Source organism: Pseudomonas sp. BT76 TE3572 (assembly GCF_050435365.1).
Classification (GTDB): domain Bacteria; phylum Pseudomonadota; class Gammaproteobacteria; order Pseudomonadales; family Pseudomonadaceae; genus Aquipseudomonas; species Aquipseudomonas fluorescens_W.
In genome coordinates this window covers 2811254-2834410 of the sequence record NZ_JBNDKE010000001.1, presented here as the reverse complement: position 1 = coordinate 2834410, position 23157 = coordinate 2811254, and the positions used below count along the sequence as shown (strand labels likewise).

Here is a 23157-nt window from a genome sequence, read left to right as displayed (position 1 = left end):
AGCTTATTGGCAAGCTTCGCAATCCGGCTCGTCGATGGCGCAAGCCTTCGGCACTGGAGCAGGGCCGGCAGGTGCTGCCAGGACCGAATCTTCACCGTGGTTGCCGCCGCTGGAAACAGCGTTCAGCTTGCCGGTGTTGATGGTCGACTTCTCGGTGCTGGTCGCGGCCAGGGCACGGAGGTAGTAAGTGGTTTTCAGACCACGGTACCAGGCCATGCGGTAGGTCACGTCCAGCTTCTTGCCCGATGCGCCAGCGATGTACAGGTTCAGCGATTGAGCCTGGTCGATCCACTTCTGACGACGGCTTGCCGCGTCAACGATCCACTTGGTGTCCACTTCGAAGGCAGTCGCGTAGAGCTCTTTGAGTTCTTGCGGGATGCGCTCGATCTGTTGCACCGAACCGTCGTAGTACTTCAGGTCGTTGATCATGACCGAGTCCCACAGACCGCGAGCCTTCAGGTCGCGAACCAGGTACGGGTTGATCACGGTGAATTCGCCCGACAGGTTCGATTTCACGTAGAGGTTCTGGTAGGTCGGTTCGATCGACTGCGATACGCCAGTGATGTTGGCGATGGTCGCGGTCGGTGCGATGGCCATGATGTTGGAGTTACGAATGCCTTTCTGAACGCGGGCACGAACCGGTGCCCAGTCCAGGGATTCGTTCAGGTCAACGTCGATGTACTTCTGGCCACGTTGCTCGATCAGGATCTGTTGCGAATCCAGCGGCAGGATGCCTTTGGACCACAGCGAACCCTGGAACGTCTCGTAGGCGCCGCGCTCGTCGGCCAGGTCGCAGGAAGCCTGGATCGCGTAGTAGCTGACCGCTTCCATCGACTTGTCGGCGAACTCGACGGCAGCGTCGGAACCGTAAGGAATGTGCTGCAGGTACAAAGCGTCCTGGAAGCCCATGATGCCCAGACCGACCGGACGGTGCTTGAAGTTGGAGTTCTTCGCTTGTGGCACCGAGTAGTAGTTGATGTCGATAACGTTATCGAGCATGCGAACGGCGGTGTTCACGGTGCGTTCCAGCTTGGCGGTGTCGAGCTTGCCGTTGGTGATGTGGTTCGGCAGGTTGATCGAGCCCAGGTTGCAAACGGCGATCTCGTCCTTGTTGGTGTTCAAGGTGATCTCGGTGCACAGGTTCGAGCTGTGAACCACGCCAACGTGCTGCTGCGGGCTGCGCAGGTTGCACGGGTCTTTGAAGGTCAGCCATGGGTGGCCGGTTTCAAACAGCATGGACAGCATTTTGCGCCACAGGTCTTTGGCCTGGATGGTCTTGAACAGCTTGATCTTGCCCGGGTACTCGGACAGGGCTTCGTAGTACTCGTAACGCTCTTCGAAGGCCTTGCCGGTCAGGTCGTGCAGGTCCGGTACTTCGGACGGCGAGAACAGGGTCCACTTGCCGTCATCGAAGACACGCTTCATGAACAGGTCAGGGATCCAGTTGGCGGTGTTCATGTCGTGGGTACGACGACGATCATCACCGGTGTTCTTACGGAGTTCGATGAACTCTTCGATGTCCATGTGCCAGGTTTCCAGGTAGGCACAGACAGCGCCTTTGCGCTTGCCACCCTGGTTAACGGCGACGGCGGTGTCGTTCACGACTTTCAGGAACGGAACAACGCCCTGGGATTTGCCGTTGGTGCCCTTGATGTACGAACCGAGTGCACGAACCGGGGTCCAGTCGTTGCCCAGGCCGCCCGCGAATTTCGACAACATGGCGTTGTCGTGGATCGCGTGATAGATGCCCGACAGGTCATCCGGCACGGTGGTCAGGTAGCAGCTCGACAGCTGTGGACGCAGAGTACCGGCGTTGAACAGGGTCGGGGTCGACGACATGTAGTCGAAGGACGACAGCAGGTTGTAGAACTCGATCGCACGGTCTTCTTTGTTCTTCTCTTCGATCGCCAGGCCCATGGCCACGCGCATGAAGAAGATTTGCGGCAGTTCGAAGCGGATACCGTCCTTGTGGATGAAGTAACGGTCGTACAGGGTTTGCAGGCCCAGGTACGTGAACTGCTGATCGCGCTCGTGGTTGATCGCCTTGCCGAGCTTTTCCAGGTCGAAGGTGGCCAGGACCGGGTTCAGCAATTCGAATTCGATGCCTTTGGCGATGTACGCAGGCAAGGCCTTGGCGTACAGGTCGACCATTTCGTGGTGGGTCGCGCTTTCGGCGACTTCCAGGAAGCTCAGGCCTTCGGCACGCAGGGTGTCCATCAGCAGGCGGGCGGTGACGAACGAGTAGTTCGGTTCACGCTCGACCAGCGTACGGGCGGTCATCACCAACGCGGTGTTGACGTCGGTCAGGGCCACACCGTCGTACAGGTTTTTCAGGGTTTCGCGCTGAATCAGGTCGCCGTCGACTTCTGCAAGGCCTTCGCACGCTTCGGTAACGATGGTGTTCAGGCGGCCCATGTCCAGAGGAGCAAAGGTGCCATCGGCGCGGGTGATGCGGATCGACGGGTGAGCGTTGACGGCTTCTTCGGCCGGTGCGTGGGCGGCGCGTTCTTTCGAACGACCGTCACGGTAGATCACGTAGTCGCGCGCTACTTTCTGCTCGCCGGCACGCATCAGGGCCAGTTCGACCTGGTCCTGGATTTCTTCGATGTGGATCGTGCCGCCCGATGGCATGCGACGCTTGAAGGTTGCGGTGACTTGTTCGGTCAGACGGGCAACGGTGTCGTGGATTCGCGACGAAGCGGCAGCGGTGCCGCCCTCAACTGCGAGAAACGCTTTGGTGATAGCGACGGTAATCTTGTCATCGGTGTAAGGAACGACAGTGCCGTTACGCTTGATCACGCGCAGTTGGCCAGGCGCGGTGGCGGACAGATCCGAAGTCGAATCAGCGGCCTGCGGCAAGGTGCCCTGCGGGTTCTCGCGAGTTGTGTCGGTTTGCATGGGGGGTTGTCTCCACATTCTCTATGTTTGTTTGGGCACCATCACGGTGCCCACCGTTCCGTCCTGAAGCACTACAACCGGCGAGGGGCCGGGCATACCAACTTCGGGACAGATCAGGAAGGGGCAATTGGGGCGCCGCTTCCATGCCGAAGTCTTTGATCCCAGGCCTTGAACCTGAAACCGGGATCCTTTTGGGTGACAGTAACTGACTGCAACACCCGTACCGTTAACGCCGTTTTCGGCTCAAAAACAGTAGCCATCCGCACGCGCGGTTTGGTCTTTCGAAAATACGTTTGGTTCAACCGGAAAGAGGCAATAAAAGCGCTTGAAATCAGTGTCCGGTTTGTGTTTGGTTTTTGGCGTAAAACCCTACATGTAGGGTTTTTTTCGCGCCGAGGTACAAGATAATGCGTTTTGGAGGGTGTTGCAACGTACTACCTGTGGATAAACCTGTGCGTAAATTGTGTGTGAAACGTGGAACGAGCGTGTAGGCCGCGACCTAGCTGGAGCGGACCGTTTTTCACTGATTTTCAGCGATTGAAAACAGTCATTCGGATTTTTAAGGGCGCGAACCCTATCACAAAAATCCGGGTTGTCCGAACGCATTTACCGGCTTGTGTTCTCGGCGGGCGGCGTTTATACAATCGGCCAGCGCGTACGCATTCTTATCCCCCCCAATCATTACAAAAAGACGGGGGGATCCTTCCTTATTAAGTGTTGTTGGCAAGCAGAGGTCACCGTGGAGCAAGAAGCCTGGCAGGTATTGATTGTGGAGGACGACCAGCGTCTGGCCGAACTGACCCGCGACTACCTGGAAGCCAATGGCCTGCGCGTATCGATCGAGGGCAATGGTGCCTTGGCCGCGGCACGGATCATCAAGGAGAAACCGGACCTGGTGATCCTCGACCTGATGTTGCCGGGTGAAGATGGCCTGAGCATCTGCCGCAAGGTTCGCGACAAGTATGACGGCCCGATCCTGATGCTTACCGCCCGCACCGACGACACCGATCAGATTCTTGGCCTGGACCTGGGTGCCGACGACTACGTGTGCAAACCGGTTCGCCCACGCCTGCTGCTGGCGCGCATCCAGGCCCTGTTGCGACGCAGTGAAACGCCTGAAGTGACGCCGGAAAAACAACGGCGCTTGCAGTTCGGTCCCTTGGTGGTCGACAACGCATTGCGCGAAGCCTGGCTGAACGACAACGGTATCGAACTGACCAGTGCGGAGTTCGACCTGCTCTGGCTGCTGGTCGCTAACGCCGGGCGCATCCTGTCCCGGGAAGAGATTTTCACGGCATTGCGCGGTATTGGTTATGACGGCCAGGACCGTTCCATCGACGTGCGCATCTCGCGCATTCGCCCGAAAATCGGCGATGACCCGGAGCATCCACGGCTGATCAAGACCATCCGCAGCAAGGGTTATCTGTTCGTTCCGGAAGCCTGCACGCTGTGAACTCTATCTTCCTGCGCATCTATGGAGGCATGTGCGCGGCGCTGATTCTGGTGGCGGTACTCGGCGTGCTGGCCTTGCACCTGCTGAACCAGGTGCGCGGCGAGCAATACCGCGAACGCCTGGCCCACGGCACGTTCTCGCTGATGGCCGACAACCTGAACCCGATGAATGAAACCGAGCGTCACCGTGCCTTGCTGGTGTGGGAGCGTTTGCTGGGCATTCCGTTGGCGCTGAAGACTTTCGCCCAGACCGACCTCGACCTCACCCAGCGCACCCGCGTGCTGCGCGGTCAGGCGCTGGTGGAACAGACCGGTCCGCATGCGGCGAAGGTGTATCGACTGGTCAGCGACAAGGAACAGCTGGTGCTGACCGGCGAAGTCCAGCAGATCAGTGAACAACTGGCCCGGGCGACGATTTACCTGCTGGCCGATGAACTGGTGCGCTACCCGGTGGCCGAGCAACCCGAGCGCCTGGCGCAGTTGAAACGCGATAAAGGGTTTGGTTTCGACTTGCGGCTGGTGACGATCGAGCAGGCGGACATGGACGAGGACCAAAGTCGCCGGGTGTCCGAGGGCGACACGGTGATGGCGCTGGGCAAGGGCGGCGATTCGATCCGGGTGTTTGCCGGCATGGTCGGTACGCCGTGGGTGCTGGAAATCGGCCCGTTATATCAGATGAATCCTTATCCGCCGGAGTGGCTGGTGCTGATCGCCGCCCTGGGTTTGAGCTTGATCGGATTGATCGTCTACTTGTTGGTGCGCCAACTTGAGCGCCGCTTGCGTGGCCTGGAAGCGGCCGCCACGCGCATCGCCAAAGGCAGCCTGGAAACCCGCGTGCCGGCACGCGGCGCGGACTCGGTGGGACGGCTGGCCTCGGCGTTCAACGGCATGGCCGAGCACTTGCAGCAACTGTTGGCGATTCAGCGTGAGCTGGTGCGCGCCGTGTCTCACGAACTGCGCACGCCAGTTGCGCGGTTGCGTTTTGGTCTGGAAATGATCGGCTCGGCCACCACGCCGCAGGCGCTGGAAAAATACTGTGAAGGCATGGACCACGACATCGAGGATCTCGATCGGCTGGTGGACGAGATGCTCACCTACGCGCGTCTGGAACAGGGTTCACCGGCGCTGAATTTTCAGCGGATCGATCTGGATGCGTTGGTCAATCAGGTGATCGAAGAACTGGCGCCGTTACGCGCCGAGGTCACGGTGCAGCGCGGTTTGTGTTTGTCCGCCGCTGACAACGACGACGCTTGGGTCGAGGCCGAGCCGCGATACCTGCACCGGGCGTTGCAGAACCTGGTGAGCAACGCCATGCGCCACGCTCAATCACGGGTGACCGTCAGCTATCAGGTCGGGCAGCAGCGCTGTCGAGTGGATGTCGAGGATGACGGGCCGGGCGTACCGGAAACGGCCTGGGAGAAGATTTTCACACCTTTCCTGCGCCTCGACGACAGCCGCACCCGCGCTTCGGGTGGGCACGGATTGGGGTTGTCCATCGTGCGGCGAATCATCCATTGGCATGATGGCCGGGCGTTGATCAGCAAGAGCAAAAGCCTGGGTGGGGCGTGTTTCAGCCTGAGCTGGCCGAGGAATCAGGAGAAGCGTTGAGATTGGCGGCGCCTGTACTGGCCTCATCGCGAGCAGGCTCACTCCTACAATGGATCTGTGCGACACCGAAGATCCCCTGTAGGAGCGAGCCTGCTCGCGATGAGGCCAGTACAGGCGCTACAAATCTTCAGGCCTTGATGCTGACCAGACTCAACAACTGCCCATCCACCACCCCGAATTGCGCATCCAGCTCAGTGCCATTGCGCCATTCACTGGACAGATCTGTCAGCAACCGCAGCCGCACTTCACCGCTTTCGGCCCACTCCAGCACTTCGGCATGTTCAAAATAAAAGCGCTGCTGAACGATCGGATACAGCGCCTTGAACAGGCTTTCCTTCACTGAAAACGTCAGGGTCACCAACATCGCCAGTTGATCGCGGCGGCCGGCGGTCATGCGTTGCAACTCGGGCGCGGTGAGGATTTCCCCGGCCAGTCGTTCAGCCCGCTCGGGGTTGAGCAGGTTTTCCAGGTCCATCCCCAGACCGCGCCAGTGGGTTTTCTTCGCGACAATCGCCGAGGCCCGGCCGGTGCTGTGGGTGATCGAGCCCGTGATGTGCGTGGGCCACACCGGTGCCCGGTCCTCGCCGATGGCCGGGATAAAGCTCAGCCCTTCCAACTGTTGCAACGCAGCCCGAGCGCAAACCCGCCCGGCGAGGAACTCCGCCTGACGCTTGGCGACCGAACGCTGGATGCTGGGCGGCGGCTCGATGGCGCTGCGCTGGAAATCATCGCTGGCCAGTTGCGAAGTATCGAAGTGAGTGCTCAACAGCACCGTATCGGGCAGCGCAAACGGCAGCGGCCAATGGGCATCGAGTGGAGTGCAGCAGACGGGTAGGGCGGGGGCGCGATTCATGTCGGGCATTTTGCCGGGTTGCCTTGTTGCTGGGTAGTGGCAGTGGGCTTTTGTGGCGAGGGAGCTTGCTCCCGCTCGGCTGCGAAGCAGTCGTAAACCGGCGAACGCGGTATGTCTGACGTCATGCGTCTACAGGTTTTGGGGCGGCTTCGCCACCCAGCGGGAGCAAGCTCCCTCGCCACAGGGAGCGATGCTCGATTCACTGCTGGCGCCGTCTCAGCCAAAGATTTTTTTGAAGAACGCCTGCATGTCCGCCCAGGATTTCTCATCCGCCGCCTTGTTGTAGCCAATATCCGGCCCGCCATGATCGCCATGGCTCAACCGATCCGCATCAGGGTTGCTGAACCCGTGCTTGGCGCCCTCCAGGCTGACGAACTTATAGTCGGCCCCGGCCTTGTCCATTTCAGCCTTGAACGCTGCCACGTTATCCGGCGTGATCATGCTGTCCATCGCGCCATGTTCAACAAGGATTTTCGCTTTCACACTACCCGGCGTCGCAGGCGTCTTGGTCGCCAACGCACCGTGAAAACTCACCACGCCTGCCAGCGGTAAACCCTGACGCGCCGCATTCAGCACCACGCCGCCGCCGAAGCAATAACCGATAGCGGCGATTTTGTCCGGATCGGTTTGCAGCTGTTTCTTCAATAGATCAAGCCCGGCCTGAAAACGCGCGCTCGCCGCGCCACTGTCTTTCAACGCGGCTTGCATAAACGCCATGGCGTCCTTGGGATGCTCAGTGTTTTTGCCATCGCCATACATGTCGATGGCCAGCGCGCTGTAGCCGAGACCGGCGAGATCACGGGCGCGACGCTTGGTGTACTCGTTGAGCCCCCACCATTCGTGCACCACCACAACGCCAGGGCGTGCGCCTTTGATGGCGTCGTCATAGGCGAAGTAGCCGATCATCTTGGTGCCGTCAGCACTTTGATAGGGGATTTCCTGAGTCTTGATCGCGGCTTGGCTGAGCCCGCTCAAGGCCAGCAATACGAGGGCGAGGAAAATACGCATCGTCGGATCTCCTGCAAAAGGTCATTAAAACAGCCGAGTCGATTTGATTCAGCTCAGGTTCAGAGTGCGTTCAGGGGGAGTTCAGGGCGGGGTGAGTAACCTTGCCCCGTACCCAAATAGCACATAGCGCATAAGGAACTCCCCTATGACTGGCTTCAAAAAACTGCTTCTGGCTTTCACTGTCCTGAGCGCGAGTACCGCGGCTTTCGCTTCCGACGACAATTTCGCCAGCCTTACTTTTGGACAGACCAGCGACAAAGTCAAAAAGTCCCACGCCCTGAACGACAACCTCAACAGCCCGAACGCCGACGGCGTGATCGGCAAGGACAACACCTGGGGTGTGCGTCTGGGCCAGCAAAACAGCCAGGGCCGTTACTACGCCACTTACGACAACGTGTCGGGCTCACACAATGGCATTAAACTGCGTCAGGAAAACCTCCTGGGCAGCTACGATCTGTTCTACCCGGTGGGCGGCAGCACCAAGTTGTTCGGCGGCGCCACGGCGGGTTTGACCAAAATGACTCAGGATTCACCAGGCTTCAGCCGCGACAGCGACATCGGTTACGCCCTCGGCGGCCAATTGGGAGTCCTGCAACAGGTTTCGCAAAACACCTCGGTGGAACTGGGTTACCGTTACCTGCGCAGCAACGCCAGCACCGAGATGAGCGAGCGCGGTGGCAGCAAACAGGGTTCGCTGGACCTGACCAGCAGCGCCCAGACCTACCTGTCGGCGAACTACGCTTTCTAACAGGTAAGCACAATCCTCGTAGGAGTGAGCCTGCTCGCGATAGCGGTGTGTCAGCCGACGACAATGTCAAATGTGCTGGCCCTATCGCGAGCAGGCTCACTCCTACAGGTTCCTCGACCTGACTGAAAGCCGTGCTGCTGGAGATATCGATTTGCGTAGGAGAGCGTTATGAAACTGCTGGTCGTCGAAGATGAAGCGCTGTTGCGCCATCACCTGCAAACCCGCCTGACGGACAGCGGCCATGTGGTCGAGTCCGTGGCCAATGCCGAAGAGGCGCTGTACCAGACCGAGCAGTTCAACCATGACCTGGCGGTGATCGACCTCGGCCTGCCGGGCATGGGCGGGCTCGACCTGATCCGCCAACTGCGCTCGCGCGGCAAGACCTTCCCGATCCTGATCCTCACCGCGCGTGGCAACTGGCAGGATAAGGTCGAAGGCCTCGCCGCTGGTGCCGACGATTACGTGGTCAAGCCGTTCCAGTTCGAAGAACTCGATGCCCGGCTGAACGCGTTACTGCGCCGCTCCAGCGGTTTCACCCAATCGACCATTGTCGCCGGGCCGTTGCTGCTGGATCTGAATCGCAAACAGGCGTCCCTCGATGAACAACCGCTGGCGCTGACCGCTTACGAGTATCGGATCCTCGAGTACCTGATGCGGCATCACCAGCAAGTGGTGGCCAAGGACCGCTTGATGGAACAGCTCTACCCGGACGACGACGAGCGCGATCCGAACGTGATCGAAGTGCTGGTCGGCCGTCTGCGGCGCAAACTTGAAGGCCCGTCCGGCTTCAAGCCGATCGATACGGTGCGTGGCCTCGGCTACCTGTTCAATGAGCGCTGCACTTGATTCGTTCCCTTCGTGTCCGTTTGATGCTCGCCGCCACGATCCTGGCGGTGTTGTTCATGCTGGCGTTGCTGCCGGCGATGCAGGGCGCGTTCAGCCTGGCGTTGCAGGATTCGATTGAGCAGCGCCTGGCGTCGGACGTCACCACGCTGATCTCCGCCGCCCGGGTGGAAAATAACACCCTGCAAATGCCGGCGCAGTTGCCCGACGAGCGCTTCAACCTGACCGACAGCCGTTTGCTCGGCTACATCTACGACCGCGAAGCTCACTTGGTGTGGCGCTCGAAAGCCACCCGCGAAGAGAAGATCAACTACAAACCGCGTTACGACGGACGCGGCAACGAGTTCGCCCGAATTCGCGAGGCCGACGGTCAGGAATTCTTCGTCTACGACGTCGAAGTCAAACTGCTCGGCGGCAAGAGCGCGGCGTTCAGCATCGTCGCGCTGCAACCGGTGCGTGAGTACGAAGCCACCCTCGAAGGTCTGCGGGAAAATCTCTACCTCGGTTTCGGTGCGGCCTTGCTGGTGTTGCTCGCGCTGCTGTGGATCGGTCTGACCTGGGGCTTGCAGGCGTTGCGCCGGCTCAGTCAGGAGCTGGATGAGATCGAAAGCGGCACCCGCGAAAGCCTCAGCGAACAACACCCGCGCGAACTCCTGCGCCTGACCGGCTCCCTCAACCGCTTGCTGTACAGCGAGCGCGAACAACGCAGCCGCTATCGCGATTCCCTCGACGACCTGGCCCACAGCCTGAAAACCCCGCTGACCGTATTGCAAGGTGTCAGCGAAGACATGGCCCAGCGCCCGGCCGATCGTGATCAGGCCTGGGTGCTGCAAACCCAGATCGAACGCATGAGCCAGCAGATCAGCTATCAACTGCAACGCGCCAGCCTGCGCAAAAGCGGCCTGGTGCGCCATCAGGTACGCCTGCGCCCGGTGCTGCAAAGCCTGTGCGACACCCTGGACAAGGTCTACCGCGACAAACGCGTGCGGGTGGCCTTCGATCTGCCGGAACAGTGTTACGTGCCGATCGAGCAGGGGGCGTTGCTGGAAATGATGGGCAACCTGCTGGAAAACGCCTATCGCCTGTGCCTCGGCGAAGTACGCATCAGCGTGCGTGAAAGCCTCGGCGGGGTTGAGTTGTGCGTTGAGGATGACGGGCCGGGCGTGCCACCGGATCAGCGAGCGCGGATTCTGCAAAGGGGAGAGCGGCTGGATCGCCAGCATCCGGGGCAGGGGATTGGTCTCGCGGTGGTCAAGGACATTATCGAGAGCTACAGCGCGAAGCTGACGCTGGGGGATTCGCCCATGGGTGGGGCGGCGTTTCGGATTCATTTTCCGGTGGGTTGATCCTGGGGGTGAGGGTGTTCTTTTGGGCCTCATCGCGGGCAAGCCCACTCCCACAGGTATCTGCTTTGACCGAAGGATTTGTGAACGATACCGATCACTGTGGGAGCGGGCTTGCCCGCGATGAGGCCGGTACAGCCACCACAAGGCCCGGTGTCAGACCGCTAAACAAGCACTGTTTAAACGACACTTCCAGACACTCACGCAGGCTACACATCCTTGCGCCGCTGCCTACGACTACGCCAGAATCCGCCGGCTTGTGCGCCTGGGGCGTGGGTTCTATCGTTTCCGGGTCGCTGACGAATCAGCGATCGGGTTTAGCGATCCGATCCCTTGCACAGACGCAAAAGCGCCCAAGTTTGATTGCAGTTTTTAGTGCCTGCAATTCGCGTAATGGTGGCTGTGCGTGGGAGACCTTCGAGGTCTACCCGGGGTTTCTGTGACCCGGATCGCTAACCTGCGTACAGCCGCCACCTTTACTTGTTTAGCGATAGGTCGTGGTGGCTCAACCAATCACGGAGCTTCACATGTTCAAAATTACGCCCAACCCACCAGAAACCGACGACCGCGTCCTCGATGATTGCCTCAACCCGGCGTCCCATATCAAAGCCACCCCGCGCACACCCAGCACCATGTTCATCGTCAACCCGGAACTCGATACCGAAACCCTGCTGGCCCACGCGTGCGAGTCGCTGGCCTCGGCCAATGTCATGACCATGGACCTGGCGGATCATATGGAGGGGCCGAGTCGCAATTCGCTGTTGGGGATTGCGCAGATCATCATGCTGGGCGAACTGGCGGTGAATCGGGCACTGGATAACACTCGCCTGGCTTGAGATCCAGCCCTCACCCTAACCCTCTCCCAGGGGGAGAGGGGACTGATCGGGGGATGTTCGGCCTATCCTGCGACCTGAAAGTCCTGCATCGAATCCATAATCGACGGGGTCTTTCAGGTCGCAGAATTTCTTAAAACAACTCGGTCAGTCCCCTCTACCCCTGGGAGAGGGTTAGGGTGAGGGCTGGATCTCCTGCGCCCGATAAGCCCCAGGCGTCAGCCCCGTCCATTTCTTGAACGCCCGATGAAACGCCGAAGGCTCTGAAAACCCCAGCTGCTCGGCAATCTGCTGCAACGACAAATCCGCCCGCCCCAGGTGATAAATCGCGATGTCCCTTCGCAACTGATCCTTCAATTCCTGAAAACTCGACCCTTCCTCCCGTAAATGCCGACGCAATGTCTGCGGGCTGATGTGCAAGTGTGCGGCCACCGCTTCCAGGTCCGGCCAGTGTGAACTGTCGCGGCTGAGCAACCTTCGCAACTGGCTGCTCAAACTGTCGCCGTCATCCGGGCGCGACAATAGGTCGGCGGGGGAGTGTTCGAGGAAATGTTTGAGTGTCCGTTCGTCCTGCAACAGCGGCATGTTCAGGTAGCGACTGTGAAACAACAGGCTGCTCTGAGCCGTGGAAAACTCCATCGGGCAGGGGAACAGCAAATCGTATTCGGCGCCGTGCTCGGGTTTCGGGTAGCTGAACGTCGCCTGTTCCAGCCGAATGCGCTGGCCGATCAGCCAGCTGCCGAGTCGATGCCACACCATCAACTGGCTCTCGGTGAGAAAGTGGTCCGGGTCGCGGAACTGCGAGTCGTCGAGGCTGAGGCGAATCATGTCGTCTTCGCGGGTCAGGGTCAGACGCGGGCTGTCGGGGAATAAGCTATAAAACAATAAGCCGCGGTGGAGTGCTTTCTCCAGATTGCGGCAGTGGATCACCGCATGGCACATCATCGCGAAGCTGCCGGTTTTGCTCGGAACCGGCCCGAAGCCCAGGTATTCGTCGTCCAGTGCCAGCCACAGTCCCTGGATCAATCGGGTGAACTGTTCAGGCGCGATTCTCGCTCGCGGCTCTTCAAGCAACTCGGGGCTGATGCCGAGTTGTTGCAGCAAATTTGAATAGTCATAACCCAGCCGGCGTGCGCCACCGAGGGCGGCACGGGCGAAATGACTGGCGATGGTGCGTTCGCGCATAGAAGGCAAGTCCGTCCATTGAACGACGGATGGTAGCCGTGGTGCCTGAAGATGAACAAGGCGGATATCCGCCAAATTGCAGGACGAGGTCAGGTCGATGGGCGGAAATCCGCCACTTTGCGGTAACCGTTTGGTGACAAAGAAAAACCTGCAACCCTTGATGTCAAAAGGCTTGCTGGCGATTTGACGAAGGTGGCACGGGCCTTGCGATACAACTCGCAGATGCCTGCCGTTGCGCAGCTCGACAAAACAAATCCCTCCAGTGCAGGAGGGTTCGCAATTGAAGTGTCTTTGGCAACAGGTGGATGTTGTCACCGGGCACTCTTGAGGAACTTTGCAATGACGACTCGTCAGCCACTGTACAAATCCCTGTATTTCCAGGTGATCGTTGCTATTGCCATCGGCATCCTGCTTGGTCACTTCTACCCGCAGACCGGTGTTGCCCTCAAGCCGCTGGGTGACGGGTTCATCAAACTGATCAAAATGATCATCGCCCCCATCATCTTCTGCACCGTCGTCAGTGGTATCGCGGGCATGCAGGACATGAAGTCGGTCGGCAAGACCGGCGGTTACGCGCTGCTCTACTTCGAAATCGTTTCGACCATCGCCTTGCTGGTGGGTCTGGTGGTAGTCAACATCGTGCAGCCGGGTGCCGGCATGCACATCGACGTCACGACGCTGGATGCCTCCAAAGTCGCTGCTTATGTAGCGGCCGGTGCTGATCAAAGCGTTGTTGGCTTCCTGTTGAACGTGATCCCGTCCACCATCGTCGGCGCGTTCGCCACAGGCGATATCCTGCAAGTGCTGATGTTCTCGGTGATCTTCGGTTTCGCCCTGCATCGCCTGGGTGCCTACGGCAAGCCGATCCTGGACTTCATCGATCGCTTCGCCCACGTGATGTTCAACATCATCAACATGATCATGAAGCTCGCGCCACTGGGTGCCTTCGGTGCCATGGCGTTCACCATCGGTGCCTACGGTGTGGGTTCGCTGGTGCAACTGGGTCAGTTGATGGCGTGTTTCTACATCACCTGTCTGCTGTTCGTTCTGGTGGTGCTGGGCGCTATCGCTCGCGCTCACGGCTTCAGCGTGCTGAAAGTGATCCGCTACATCCGTGAAGAGCTGCTGATCGTGCTGGGTACTTCTTCTTCGGAATCGGTGCTGCCACGCATGCTGATCAAGATGGAGCGCCTGGGCGCGCAGAAATCCGTTGTGGGTCTGGTGATCCCGACCGGTTACTCGTTCAACCTCGACGGTACTGCGATCTACCTGACCATGGCGGCGGTGTTCATTGCTCAGGCAACCGACACCCACATGGACATCACTCACCAGATCACCCTGCTGGTGGTGTTGCTGCTGTCCTCCAAAGGCGCTGCGGGCGTGACCGGTAGTGGCTTCATCGTGTTGGCGGCCACCCTGTCCGCTGTTGGCCACCTGCCGGTTGCCGGCCTGGCGCTGATCCTCGGTATCGACCGCTTCATGTCCGAAGCCCGTGCCCTGACCAACCTGGTCGGTAACGCTGTCGCCACCCTGGTTGTGGCCAAGTGGGTCAAGGAGCTGGACGTTGACGTGATGCACGCTGAACTGGCTTCTGGCGGTCGCGGTATTTCCGACGAGCCTAAAGACGATGTTCTGGGCCACGCCGAAGGGGCAACCCCAAGCAACGTCAAGTAAGACGGCTGCACTGAAAAAACCCGCTTCGGCGGGTTTTTTCATGCCTGCGATTTGAGCGCAACGGTCAGCGCATCTGACGCATAAGGTGATTGCTGCAATGCCATCGGCTGCCTAGTCTGGGAACATCGTTTACGGAGAACGCCCATGCTCGGTCCACTGGCATCACTCAAGGTTCTGGATTTCTCGACACTGCTGCCGGGGCCGTTTGCCTCGTTGTTGCTGGCTGACATGGGCGCCGAAGTGCTGCGCATCGAATCGCCAACGCGCATGGACCTGCTGCGGGTATTGCCACCTCACGATCAGGGCGTCTCCGCCAGTCATGCCTACCTCAATCGCAACAAGCGCAGCCTGGCGCTGGATCTCAAGCAGCCTGAGGCGCTGGAGGTGATCAAGCAGTTGCTTGCGGACTACGACATCGTGCTGGAGCAGTTCCGCCCCGGCGTGATGGAACGATTGGGCCTGGGTTATGAAGCCTTGAAGGCGATCAATCCGAAACTGATCTACGTGTCGATCACCGGTTACGGCCAGACCGGCCCCTACAAGGACCGCGCCGGCCACGACATCAACTACCTGGCGCTGGCGGGGCTGGCGAGCCACACCGGCCGGGCCGACAGCGGACCGCTGCCGTTGGGCATGCAAGTGGCGGATATCGCCGGTGGCTCGTTGCACGGGGTGATCGGGCTGCTGGCGGCGGTCATCGCCCGACAGCAAACCGGGCAGGGGCAGCACCTGGATGTGAGCATGACCGACTGCGCGTTCAGCCTGAACGCCATGGCTGGCGCCGGGTATCTGGCCTGTGGCGTGGAGCCGGGAAGGGAGGAGCAGATGCTCAATGGCGGCAGTTTCTATGACTATTACCGTTCCCGCGATGGGCGCTGGTTCTCGGTGGGCAGTCTTGAGCCAGCGTTCATGAAGCAACTGTGTGCAGCGTTGGGGCTGGAAGAGCTGGAAACCTTGGGCTTATCGCCTGAACCGGCCTTGCAAAAGGCGCTGAAGAACGCGCTGAGGATTGAATTCGAGACCCACGATTTTGCCGAGTTATGCGCGCTGTTCGCCACGTTGGATGCGTGTGTCGAGCCGGTGTTGAGTGTGGGCGAAGCGGTTCGTCATCCGCAGTTGAAGGCTCGGGCGCTGGTGACCGAAGTGCCGCGTGGTGACGGGACGACTCAGGCGCAGATGGCCTGTCCGTTGAAGTTTTCGCAAGGGTTGCCGCAGCCACGGCATATTGGTGCTCGACTGGGGCAGCACACGGATCAGGTGTTGGGGGAATTGGGGTTTAGTGCAGAGCGTATCGAAGCGTTGCGGCGTGCCAAGGTGGTTGTGTAGCGCCTGCCAGGACGCCTTCGCGAGCACAGGCACCAAAAATCTAACTACTCAACCCGCATTTCCCCGCTGAACACCAACGTACTCCGGCATCGCCGACACAAATACCGCCGCCCTTGCCGCACCAAACCATGACGCTGGGCCGAAAACGGGAAATCGCTGTCCGCACACGGGCATTTGTAGATGTAGCGGGTCACGCTGCGGCGTTTGACGTCATAGGTATGGCAGCGATTGGGCGGCAGTTCGTACACGCCGCGCATGATCAATTGCCACTCTTCACCATGCGGCTGGATGCTGTCGCCGAACAGTTGATGGGCGATCAGGTGCGCAACCTCGTGGGCCACGGTCTGCTTGAGGAAGTCTTCGGTGTTTTCCCGGTACAGCTGCGGATTGAAGCGCAGCAGGTTCTCGTGCAAATGCGCGACACCGGCTTTTTGCCCGCGCAGCTTGAGACTCACCACGGGGCGTTTGAAAGGTCGTTTGAAAAAGGATTCGGCTAGTTGGTAACAGTCTTCGACGCGGGTATTGAGTTGCTCGGGCATGCTTGATGGATCTCCAGAGACGTCGAGTATGCCGCAACCCTCGAGCGTTGCGAATCGCCGAGGCGCCGAATGGTCGTCACCGTTTTCTATCCTTGGGCATTAGAAGGCCGCCTTGCGGCGGCCTGTGTTGGCAGATCTTGTTTTGGGTGATGTGTTGCTAATTGGTGTAGACCGGCCCCACGCCGAGTCCCCAGACAATTACAGTGAACGCCATGATGGCCACCAACACCACCAGGCCTACAGCAAGCACCGAACTTGAAAAAAGAAATCCCTCGTCTGATGGAATGTTCATGAAAGTGGGGAGCCCCACATACAGCAGGTACACCGTGTAGCAGATGGCCGCGGTGCCGACGATCATCCCAAGCCACATGTGTGGGTACAGCGCCGCCAGACCGCCGATAAAGAGCGGTGTCGCGGTGTAGGTCGCAAATGCAACGCAGCGTGCCAGACTCGGGTTGGCATCATAGGTGCGAGCCATCCAGTGGATGAACGCGCCCATTACCGCCACACCGCCGAGCATCGCCAGGTATGACATGACCGTCATCCATATCGCGCTTTCCACCGTCAGCATCACCGGTGCGCGACTGCCAATGACCCAGCCGACCTGAGTGGTGCCGATAAACGCGGATACCGCGGGAATCGCCGCCAGAATCAGGGTATGAGTGAGATACATGTGGCTGATGCTTTCCTCCTGGTCGCCACGAATCTCTTTCCATTCTTGGTCAGGGTGGGTGAAGAGCCCCACTACGTGATGGATCATGCCAGTCACTCCTCTTGTTTTTACCGTCGCCCCCCAGTGGAGCGCCTACGGGCCAAAGTGGCCTAGTAAGGAAAGGTCTGGATATGTGTGCGACCTTATGTCGCAGTATAGAAAGGTCTTAACGGCGCAGGTTGCAGGGCTTTAGAGCAAATTGCGCTGTAAACCCTCCTGTTAATCGCCGTCGGGTCTGTGCACACCTACCTTGTAGGAGTGAGCCTGTTCGCGATAGCGGTGGGTCAGCTTGCATGGATGATGACTGCACACCGCCATCGCGAGCAGGCTCACTCCTACAGGGGACGGTGGGCTCTTCGCCGACGACGCGTTTTTGCGTAAAATGCCGGCCTTTCGTCACACCTCACGGATTTCGCGTCATGGGCACTCTTACGGTCAACCAGAACAAACTGCAAAAGCGCCTTCGCCGCCAGGCCGGTGAGGCTGTTGCCGATTTCAACATGATTGAAGACGGCGACAAGGTCATGGTCTGCCTGTCCGGTGGCAAGGACAGCTACACCATGCTCGATGTGCTGATGCACTTTCAGAAGGTCGCCCCGATCAAGTTCGAGATCGTGGCCGTGAACATGGACCAGAAGCAGCCAGGTTTTCCTGAGCATGTGCTGCCGGCCTACCTCAAAGAGCTGGGCGTCGAGTACCACATCGTCGAGAAAGACACCTATTCGGTGGTCAAGGAGCTGATCCCGGAGGGCAAGACCACCTGTTCGCTGTGCTCGCGCCTGCGTCGCGGCACGCTCTACACCTTCGCCGACGAAATCGGCGCGACCAAGATGGCCCTCGGTCATCACCGCGACGACATCGTCGAGACCTTTTTCCTGAACATGTTCTTCAACGGTTCGCTCAAAGCCATGCCGCCGAAGCTGCGCGCCGACGATGGCCGCAACGTGGTGATCCGCCCGTTGGCCTACTGCAACGAAAAAGACATCCAGGCCTACTCGGACTTCAAGCAGTTTCCGATCATCCCGTGCAACCTCTGTGGTTCCCAGGAAAACCTGCAACGCCAGGTGGTCAAGGACATGCTTCAGGAGTGGGAACGCAAGACGCCAGGCCGCACCGAAAGCATTTTCCGCAGCCTGCAGAACGTGATCCCGTCGCAACTGGCGGATCGTAATCTGTTCGACTTCACCAACCTGCGTATCGATGAAACCGCCGCTTCGCGGTTCGTCAACGTCGTCAACCTCTAATCAGAAACTGTAGGAGTGAGACCGGCTTGCCGGCGATTGCGTCGTGTCAGTCGACATCAACGTTGAATGACACACCGCTATCGCGAGCAGGCTCACTCCTACATTCAGTTTCTCGTTTCAATCCTTAGGAGAGGGCATGCGCGATTACAAGTGGCTGCACGAATACTGTCTGAACCGCTTCGGTTCAGCAGCTGAACTGGAAGCCCATCTGCCCGTTCCGAAAACCCCGGCGCAATTGCGCAAGATCAGCGACGACCGCTACCTCTCGACCATGGCGCTGCGCGTCTTCCGCGCCGGGCTCAAGCACAGCCTGGTGGACGCCAAATGGCCGGCGTTCGAAGAAGTGTTCTTCAAGTTCGACCCTGAGAAAGTCGTGCTGATGAGTGCCGAACACCTCGAGCGGTTGATGCAGGACGCGCGGATTATTCGTCACCTGGGCAAACTCAAGAGCGTGCCGCGCAATGCGCAGTTCATTCTGGATGTGGCGCATGAGAAGGGCAGCTTCGGTGCGTTGATCGCCGATTGGCCGGTCACGGATATCGTTGGGTTGTGGACCTTCCTGAAAAAGCGCGGTCATCAATTGGGCGGGTTGTCGGCACCGCGGTTCTTGCGGATGGTGGGCAAGGATACGTTTGTGCCGAGCTACGACGTGGTCGCGGCGTTGAATGCGCAGAAGATCGTCGACAAGGTGCCGACCAGTCTGCGGGATCTGGCGTTGGTACAGGATGTGTTTAACCAGTGGCATGAACAGAGTGGCGGGCGGGCGATGAGCCAGATTTCGATGATGCTCGCCTACACAGTGAATCATTAAAACCGAGTCGCGCCCTTCGCGGGCAAGCCTCGCTCCTACAAGAGCACCACCATCCCTGTAGGAGCGAGGCTTGCCCGCGAAGGCGTCCGGTCAGGCGGCGGAGATCTCGCCTTCGCCAGCAAGCTTGCGATTCAACTGAAACCGCCACCGCACATACAGCAGCGCCGAGCAGAACACCGCCAGGCTCGCGCCCATTTCCAGCAAACCAAACAGCTGCCGGTTCGGGTCATACGCCGCCAATGCGCCCTTGATGAAATACAGGTTCACCACAAAACACATCCATGAATGCCCGCGCGCGCTGCCGATAATCATCCCCGGCGCCAGCAACAGCAGCGGCACCAGTTCGATCAGCAGAATCACCCACGGCCGGGCGCCGTGCAGGTCGGCGACCACCAGGTAGTAGGCGCACAGCAAACCCACCAAACCGAAGTAGCACAGCAGGCTGACGACACGCATCGCTCGGACCCGGGGTTCGAGCCATTCGATGGAGGGCAAAATCTTCGGCTTTTTGGCCACGTCAGTTCCCCAGTTTCTGTGCAGTCTTCGCCAAGCGCAGGCCCAAGGCCCGACACAGCGCGACTTCATGTTCATTCAAGCCGCTTTTGCCGTCGGCCCCGGCATGATGGCTGGCGCCGTAAGGCGTGCCGCCGCCGCGGGTTTCCAGCAGGGCCGATTCGCTGTAAGGCAGGCCGGTGATCAGCATGCCGTGGTGCAGCAACGGCAACATCATCGACAGCAGCGTGGTTTCCTGGCCGCCGTGCAGGCTCGCGGTGGAGGTGAAAACGCCAGCCGGCTTGCCCACCAGCGCGCCGGTCAGCCACAGGTTGCTGGGTGCCGTCGAGGAAGTACTTGAGCGGCGCCGCCATGTTGCCGAACCGGGTCGGGCTGCCCATGGCCAGGCCCGCGCAGTTTTTCAAATCGTCGAGGCTGGCGTACAGCGCGCCTTCGTCGGGGATGTCCGGCGACACGGCTTCGCATTCGCTGGAGATCGCCGGCACGGTGCGCAACCGCGCTTCCATCCCGGCCTGCTCGACACCCCGGGCGATCTGCCGGGCCATTTCATTGGTCGAGCCGCTGCGGCTGTAATACAGAACCAGAATGTACGGTGCACTCACGGCAGCAACTCCAGCACATTCTCCGGCGGCCGGCCAATGACGGCTTTGTCGCCAACTTCCAGAATCGGTCGCTCCATGAGTTTCGGGTTGGCGGCGATGGCGGCGATCAATTGCGCTTCGCTGAGGCTGCTGTCGGCCAGGTTGAGGGTTTTGTACTCGTCCTCACCGGTGCGCAGCAGTTGCCGGGCGCTGATGCCGAGCTTGGTCAACAGGCTCTGGATTTGCGCGGCGTCCAGCGGGGTTTCCAGGTAGCGGACCACCGTCGGGGTCAGACCACGGGCTTCGAGCAGTTCGAGCGCACCGCGGGATTTCGAGCAGCGCGGGTTGTGATAAAGCGTCAGATCGGTCATGTGCGGTTCGCATCTTGCGTAAGGTGACGGCTATTCTAACTGTGCAGCGCGTAATCCAGAACCTTGGGAGGCGATGGGTCGCAGGCGCATTCAATTTTGAACAAGGAATACGACATGACTAGGCGACTGGCAGCGGCATTGGCGATCATCGGTACGTTATTGCTGGGAGGCTGTGGCAACGACTATGGCAGCGACCAGAGCGGCCAGAAAGTCGCCGCCGAACGTCTGGACAAAAAATGGCTGGTGCTCAATTACTGGGCGGAATGGTGCGGGCCGTGCCGGACCGAGATCCCGGAATTGAACACACTGGCCGATCAGCTCAAGAACAAGAAGATTGGTGTGTTCGGGGTCAACTTCGACAATGTGCAGGGTGAAGAGCTGAAAAGCGCCAGCGAGAAGCTGGGCATCAAGTTCACCGTGCTGGCTTCTGATCCGGCCGATCTTTTCGAGTTGCCGCGCAGCGAGGCGTTGCCGGTGACTTACATCATCGATAACAAGGGCAAGGTACGGGAACAGTTGATGGGCGAGCAGACGGCGGCGGGGGTGATGGCGAAGCTTGAGGCGTTGCAGGCTAAGAACTGAAAGCAAAAGATCGCAGCCTCGTTTCACTCGACAGCTCCTACAAGGGTTTCGAATTCCACCTGTAGGAGCTGTCGAGTGAAACGAGGCTGCGATCTTTTCAGGGCTGAATGATCAACCCTCTTCAAGCCACCAACGCAGCGGCTTGCCTTCGGCCGGCCAGAAGCGCATCTGCTCCATCGGTGAAACATCCCAACGCTGTACGCCTTCCAGCGCCTGCATGAAGCGCTTTTCCTGCTCCATGACCGCCGGCGCGCACAGTTTGCGCGTGCTGCCGACCTTGCCGAAGCTCAGCTTGTCGCCTTCCAGGGTGTACGGTGCGAACCAGTGGTTGCAGCCGCCGTTGCCGTAGGCCCGACCGTCTTCACCGAGGGTGATGGTCAGGTGGCTGTAATCCATCAACGGACGTTCGCCGATCCATTCCAGAATGTAGCTGCGGTTCTGTTGCAATTGCACCGGCTCGGCGGCGCAGCCCAGCAGGCTGGCACCAACCATAGCGGTCAGAGCGAGGTGTTTCATCACGCGGGCTCCTGGCATTTCGGGCACAGGTGCTTCTCGCCAACCGTGGTCCAGCCCAGTTCGGCGATCCGTGCGGTGGCAGCAGGCTTTTCAGCCTTGTTGCCCAGCTTGGCGTCGACCGCGAACTCGAAGCTCAGCTCTTTGGCGCAGCTGTCGCAGTTGACTTTCCAGGTGTGGATCGCCAGTTCGCCGAACACCGGACCACTGGCCACCGCGACCCATTGGCCTGGCGGATTGATCAAGTGGCGAACCGTTTCGACGGTCAGGCGCATGGACAAGTCCTTGGCGCCTTTGAGGGTCACGACCAGCACGTCGTTGTTACGAATCGAGCCGCCGTTGCCGGTGACTTGATAACGCCCCGGCACAAGGGCGCGGCATTCGGTGAGGGTGTGTTGCGGGTTCATCAGGCTATAGCGGAAATCGTGTTCGACCATGGGTCCTCCAAATATGCGCGGCATGCTAGCACGGACATCAGCGCAGCATGGCGCGGGCATATGACCTTCGATCTGGTTCAGTCGCCCTTTACCAGATTCGCAGGCGCGCCGGCCGCCCAGGCGGCGATGTTTTGCAGGGTGGTTGCGGCAATCGCGCCCAGGGCCTCGCGGGTCAGGAAGGCCTGGTGAGCGGTGACGATCACGTTCGGGAAGGTCAGCAGCCGCGCCAGCACATCGTCCTGCAGCGGCAGGTCGGAACGGTCCTCGAAGAACAGCTGCGCCTCCTCTTCATATACATCCAGCCCCAGATAACCCAGTTGACCGTCCTTCAGCGCGTCTATCAGCGCCGGTGTGTCCACCAGGCCACCGCGGCCGGTGTTGATCAGCATCGCACCGGCTTGCATGTGCGCCAGTGATTCGCGATTGATCAAGTGTTTGCTTTGTTCGTTGAGCGGGCAGTGCAGGCTGATGATCTGCGACTCGGCCAGCAGTTCCGGCAGGCTCAGGTAACGGGCACCGAGGGCTTTGACTTGCGGGTTGGGGAAGGGGTCGTACGCCAGCAATTGGCAGCCAAAGCCGTTCATGATTTTCGCGAAGGTCGCGCCGATCTGCCCGGTGCCGACCACGCCGACGGTCTTGCCCACCAGGTCGAAGCCGGTCAGCCCGTGCAGGCTGAAATCCCCTTCGCGCGTGCGGTTGTAGGCGCGGTGCAGGCGTCGGTTGAGCGCCAGGATCAGCGCCACCGCATGTTCCGCCACCGCATGGGGCGAGTAGGCCGGGACGCGCACAATCGCCAGTCCCAGACGCTTCGCCACAGCCAGATCGACATGGTTGTAACCGGCCGAGCGCAGGGCGATCAGGCGTGTGCCGCCCGCGGCCAGGCGTTCGAGCACCGGCGCGCTGAGGTCATCATTAATGAAGGCACAGACCACTTCGTGATGCTCGGCCAGCGCCACCGTATCAAGGCTCAGTCGCGCCGATTGAAAGTGCAGTTCAATGCCGACCGGAAGCTCGGCACTGAGGAAGCTGTCGCGGTCGTAGGTCTGGCTGCTGAAAAGAATCGTGCGCATGCGGTCCTCCTGG

General features: G+C 59.8%; 22 protein-coding genes and 1 pseudogene. 11 read left to right on the top strand and 12 right to left on the bottom strand.

Annotated features, from left to right (window positions below):
- Window positions 1–3: 3 nt before the first annotated feature.
- Window positions 4–2898, bottom strand: coding sequence for a ribonucleoside-diphosphate reductase subunit alpha (locus ABH912_RS13020; RefSeq protein WP_008147967.1), 2895 nt, complete (start codon window positions 2896–2898; stop codon window positions 4–6).
- Between the two features lie 739 nt (window positions 2899–3637).
- Between ABH912_RS13020 and ABH912_RS13015 the strand changes: the two genes are divergently transcribed.
- Both ABH912_RS13015 and ABH912_RS13010 read left to right on the top strand, forming a co-directional pair.
- On the top strand, window positions 3638–4351 hold the full coding sequence (locus tag ABH912_RS13015) for a response regulator (RefSeq protein WP_033055242.1): 714 nt from the start codon (window positions 3638–3640) through the stop codon (window positions 4349–4351).
- A complete protein-coding gene (locus ABH912_RS13010; protein WP_095132467.1) occupies window positions 4348–5958 on the top strand; it encodes an ATP-binding protein in 1611 nt (536 codons plus the stop codon). Before ABH912_RS13015 ends, ABH912_RS13010 begins: the two co-directional genes overlap by 4 nt.
- 127 nt (window positions 5959–6085) lie before the next feature.
- Here ABH912_RS13010 and ABH912_RS13005 read toward each other — a convergent pair whose 3' ends face one another.
- Together ABH912_RS13005 and ABH912_RS13000 are read right to left on the bottom strand one after the other, a co-directional pair.
- Window positions 6086–6811, bottom strand: a complete 726-nt coding sequence (locus tag ABH912_RS13005) for a 4'-phosphopantetheinyl transferase family protein (protein WP_197281716.1) — start codon at window positions 6809–6811, stop codon at window positions 6086–6088.
- A gap of 216 nt (window positions 6812–7027) precedes the next feature.
- Window positions 7028–7819 (bottom strand): dienelactone hydrolase family protein, encoded by a 792-nt coding sequence (locus tag ABH912_RS13000; RefSeq protein ID WP_429510843.1) that lies wholly within the window; start codon window positions 7817–7819, stop codon window positions 7028–7030.
- A 145-nt stretch (window positions 7820–7964) separates the two neighbouring features.
- Between ABH912_RS13000 and ABH912_RS12995 the strand changes: the two genes are divergently transcribed.
- The 4 genes from ABH912_RS12995 (at window position 7965) to ABH912_RS12980 (ending at window position 11589) form a co-directional block, all read left to right on the top strand.
- Window positions 7965–8567, top strand: coding sequence for a membrane protein (locus ABH912_RS12995; protein WP_033055246.1), 603 nt, complete (start codon window positions 7965–7967; stop codon window positions 8565–8567).
- 168 nt (window positions 8568–8735) lie between these two features.
- Window positions 8736–9413, top strand: a complete 678-nt coding sequence (locus ABH912_RS12990) for a response regulator (RefSeq protein ID WP_033055248.1) — start codon at window positions 8736–8738, stop codon at window positions 9411–9413.
- Window positions 9410–10756, top strand: coding sequence for an ATP-binding protein (locus tag ABH912_RS12985; RefSeq protein ID WP_033055249.1), 1347 nt, complete (start codon window positions 9410–9412; stop codon window positions 10754–10756). The genes ABH912_RS12990 and ABH912_RS12985 overlap by 4 nt, the downstream gene beginning before the upstream one ends.
- Before the next feature lie 524 nt (window positions 10757–11280).
- On the top strand, window positions 11281–11589 hold the full coding sequence (locus ABH912_RS12980) for a DUF6124 family protein (protein WP_429510842.1): 309 nt from the start codon (window positions 11281–11283) through the stop codon (window positions 11587–11589).
- Between the two features lie 171 nt (window positions 11590–11760).
- Here ABH912_RS12980 and ABH912_RS12975 read toward each other — a convergent pair whose 3' ends face one another.
- Entirely contained in the window at window positions 11761–12771 is a 1011-nt protein-coding gene (locus ABH912_RS12975; RefSeq protein ID WP_429510841.1) for an AraC family transcriptional regulator, read from the bottom strand.
- A 339-nt stretch (window positions 12772–13110) separates the two neighbouring features.
- On the opposite strand from ABH912_RS12975, the gene ABH912_RS12970 reads away from it, so the two are divergent.
- Both ABH912_RS12970 and ABH912_RS12965 read left to right on the top strand, forming a co-directional pair.
- A complete protein-coding gene (locus ABH912_RS12970) occupies window positions 13111–14445 on the top strand; it encodes a dicarboxylate/amino acid:cation symporter (RefSeq protein WP_429510840.1) in 1335 nt (444 codons plus the stop codon).
- 144 nt (window positions 14446–14589) lie between these two features.
- A complete protein-coding gene (locus ABH912_RS12965) occupies window positions 14590–15771 on the top strand; it encodes a CaiB/BaiF CoA transferase family protein (RefSeq protein ID WP_429510839.1) in 1182 nt (393 codons plus the stop codon).
- 44 nt (window positions 15772–15815) lie between these two features.
- On the opposite strand, the gene ABH912_RS12960 is transcribed toward ABH912_RS12965, so the two are convergent.
- Together ABH912_RS12960 and ABH912_RS12955 are read right to left on the bottom strand one after the other, a co-directional pair.
- On the bottom strand, window positions 15816–16310 hold the full coding sequence (locus ABH912_RS12960) for a SprT family zinc-dependent metalloprotease (RefSeq protein WP_429510838.1): 495 nt from the start codon (window positions 16308–16310) through the stop codon (window positions 15816–15818).
- 157 nt (window positions 16311–16467) lie between these two features.
- A complete protein-coding gene (locus ABH912_RS12955; RefSeq protein WP_008147981.1) occupies window positions 16468–17070 on the bottom strand; it encodes a Yip1 family protein in 603 nt (200 codons plus the stop codon).
- A 371-nt stretch (window positions 17071–17441) separates the two neighbouring features.
- On the opposite strand from ABH912_RS12955, the gene ttcA reads away from it, so the two are divergent.
- Together ttcA and ABH912_RS12945 are read left to right on the top strand one after the other, a co-directional pair.
- Window positions 17442–18266, top strand: coding sequence for a tRNA 2-thiocytidine(32) synthetase TtcA (gene ttcA / locus ABH912_RS12950; RefSeq protein ID WP_429510837.1), 825 nt, complete (start codon window positions 17442–17444; stop codon window positions 18264–18266).
- 136 nt (window positions 18267–18402) lie between these two features.
- Window positions 18403–19077, top strand: a complete 675-nt coding sequence (locus ABH912_RS12945; RefSeq protein WP_429510836.1) for a DNA-3-methyladenine glycosylase I — start codon at window positions 18403–18405, stop codon at window positions 19075–19077.
- A gap of 90 nt (window positions 19078–19167) precedes the next feature.
- Here ABH912_RS12945 and ABH912_RS12940 read toward each other — a convergent pair whose 3' ends face one another.
- The 3 genes and pseudogenes from ABH912_RS12940 to arsC form a co-directional block, all read right to left on the bottom strand.
- Window positions 19168–19593, bottom strand: a complete 426-nt coding sequence (locus tag ABH912_RS12940) for a DUF2069 domain-containing protein (RefSeq protein WP_429510835.1) — start codon at window positions 19591–19593, stop codon at window positions 19168–19170.
- Window position 19594: 1 nt separating this feature from the next.
- Window positions 19595–20192: pseudogene (wrbA, locus tag ABH912_RS12935) on the bottom strand (NAD(P)H:quinone oxidoreductase).
- A complete protein-coding gene (gene arsC, locus ABH912_RS12930; protein ID WP_033056849.1) occupies window positions 20189–20542 on the bottom strand; it encodes an arsenate reductase (glutaredoxin) in 354 nt (117 codons plus the stop codon). The pseudogene wrbA and the gene arsC overlap by 4 nt, the downstream one beginning before the upstream one ends.
- 114 nt (window positions 20543–20656) lie before the next feature.
- Between arsC and ABH912_RS12925 the strand changes: the two genes are divergently transcribed.
- Window positions 20657–21124, top strand: a complete 468-nt coding sequence (locus ABH912_RS12925) for a TlpA disulfide reductase family protein (RefSeq protein ID WP_429510834.1) — start codon at window positions 20657–20659, stop codon at window positions 21122–21124.
- A gap of 111 nt (window positions 21125–21235) precedes the next feature.
- Here the strand turns inward: ABH912_RS12925 and ABH912_RS12920 are convergent, their stop codons facing one another.
- The 3 genes from ABH912_RS12920 to ABH912_RS12910 all read right to left on the bottom strand — a co-directional run bounded on the left by ABH912_RS12920 (window position 21236) and on the right by ABH912_RS12910 (window position 23144).
- The gene (locus ABH912_RS12920) at window positions 21236–21640 is read right to left on the bottom strand and encodes an META domain-containing protein (RefSeq protein ID WP_033056851.1); all 405 of its coding nucleotides are present in this window, start codon (window positions 21638–21640) and stop codon (window positions 21236–21238) included.
- Window positions 21640–22074, bottom strand: a complete 435-nt coding sequence (locus ABH912_RS12915) for a hypothetical protein (protein WP_033056853.1) — start codon at window positions 22072–22074, stop codon at window positions 21640–21642. The genes ABH912_RS12920 and ABH912_RS12915 overlap by 1 nt, the downstream gene beginning before the upstream one ends.
- Window positions 22075–22151: 77 nt before the next feature.
- Window positions 22152–23144, bottom strand: coding sequence for a 2-hydroxyacid dehydrogenase (locus tag ABH912_RS12910; RefSeq protein WP_429510833.1), 993 nt, complete (start codon window positions 23142–23144; stop codon window positions 22152–22154).
- Window positions 23145–23157 lie beyond the last annotated feature (13 nt).

What these genes read in the sequence shown, in the direction of transcription:
- ABH912_RS12915 (WP_033056853.1), bottom strand. Translation starts at nt 22,074, where the DNA reads ATGGTCGAACACGATTTCCGCTATAGCCTGATGAACCCGCAACACACC.
- ABH912_RS12970 (WP_429510840.1), top strand. Translation starts at nt 13,111, where the DNA reads ATGACGACTCGTCAGCCACTGTACAAATCCCTGTATTTCCAGGTGATC.
- ABH912_RS12945 (WP_429510836.1), top strand. Translation starts at nt 18,403, where the DNA reads ATGCGCGATTACAAGTGGCTGCACGAATACTGTCTGAACCGCTTCGGT.
- ABH912_RS12990 (WP_033055248.1), top strand. Translation starts at nt 8,736, where the DNA reads ATGAAACTGCTGGTCGTCGAAGATGAAGCGCTGTTGCGCCATCACCTG.
- ABH912_RS12965 (WP_429510839.1), top strand. Translation starts at nt 14,590, where the DNA reads ATGCTCGGTCCACTGGCATCACTCAAGGTTCTGGATTTCTCGACACTG.
- ABH912_RS13020 (WP_008147967.1), bottom strand. Translation starts at nt 2,898, where the DNA reads ATGCAAACCGACACAACTCGCGAGAACCCGCAGGGCACCTTGCCGCAG.
- ABH912_RS12995 (WP_033055246.1), top strand. Translation starts at nt 7,965, where the DNA reads ATGACTGGCTTCAAAAAACTGCTTCTGGCTTTCACTGTCCTGAGCGCG.
- ABH912_RS13000 (WP_429510843.1), bottom strand. Translation starts at nt 7,819, where the DNA reads ATGCGTATTTTCCTCGCCCTCGTATTGCTGGCCTTGAGCGGGCTCAGC.
- ABH912_RS12910 (WP_429510833.1), bottom strand. Translation starts at nt 23,144, where the DNA reads ATGCGCACGATTCTTTTCAGCAGCCAGACCTACGACCGCGACAGCTTC.
- ABH912_RS13005 (WP_197281716.1), bottom strand. Translation starts at nt 6,811, where the DNA reads ATGAATCGCGCCCCCGCCCTACCCGTCTGCTGCACTCCACTCGATGCC.
- ABH912_RS12975 (WP_429510841.1), bottom strand. Translation starts at nt 12,771, where the DNA reads ATGCGCGAACGCACCATCGCCAGTCATTTCGCCCGTGCCGCCCTCGGT.
- ABH912_RS12925 (WP_429510834.1), top strand. Translation starts at nt 20,657, where the DNA reads ATGACTAGGCGACTGGCAGCGGCATTGGCGATCATCGGTACGTTATTG.
- ABH912_RS12920 (WP_033056851.1), bottom strand. Translation starts at nt 21,640, where the DNA reads ATGAAACACCTCGCTCTGACCGCTATGGTTGGTGCCAGCCTGCTGGGC.
- ABH912_RS12955 (WP_008147981.1), bottom strand. Translation starts at nt 17,070, where the DNA reads ATGATCCATCACGTAGTGGGGCTCTTCACCCACCCTGACCAAGAATGG.
- ABH912_RS12960 (WP_429510838.1), bottom strand. Translation starts at nt 16,310, where the DNA reads ATGCCCGAGCAACTCAATACCCGCGTCGAAGACTGTTACCAACTAGCC.
- ABH912_RS12980 (WP_429510842.1), top strand. Translation starts at nt 11,281, where the DNA reads ATGTTCAAAATTACGCCCAACCCACCAGAAACCGACGACCGCGTCCTC.
- ttcA (WP_429510837.1), top strand. Translation starts at nt 17,442, where the DNA reads ATGGGCACTCTTACGGTCAACCAGAACAAACTGCAAAAGCGCCTTCGC.
- arsC (WP_033056849.1), bottom strand. Translation starts at nt 20,542, where the DNA reads ATGACCGATCTGACGCTTTATCACAACCCGCGCTGCTCGAAATCCCGC.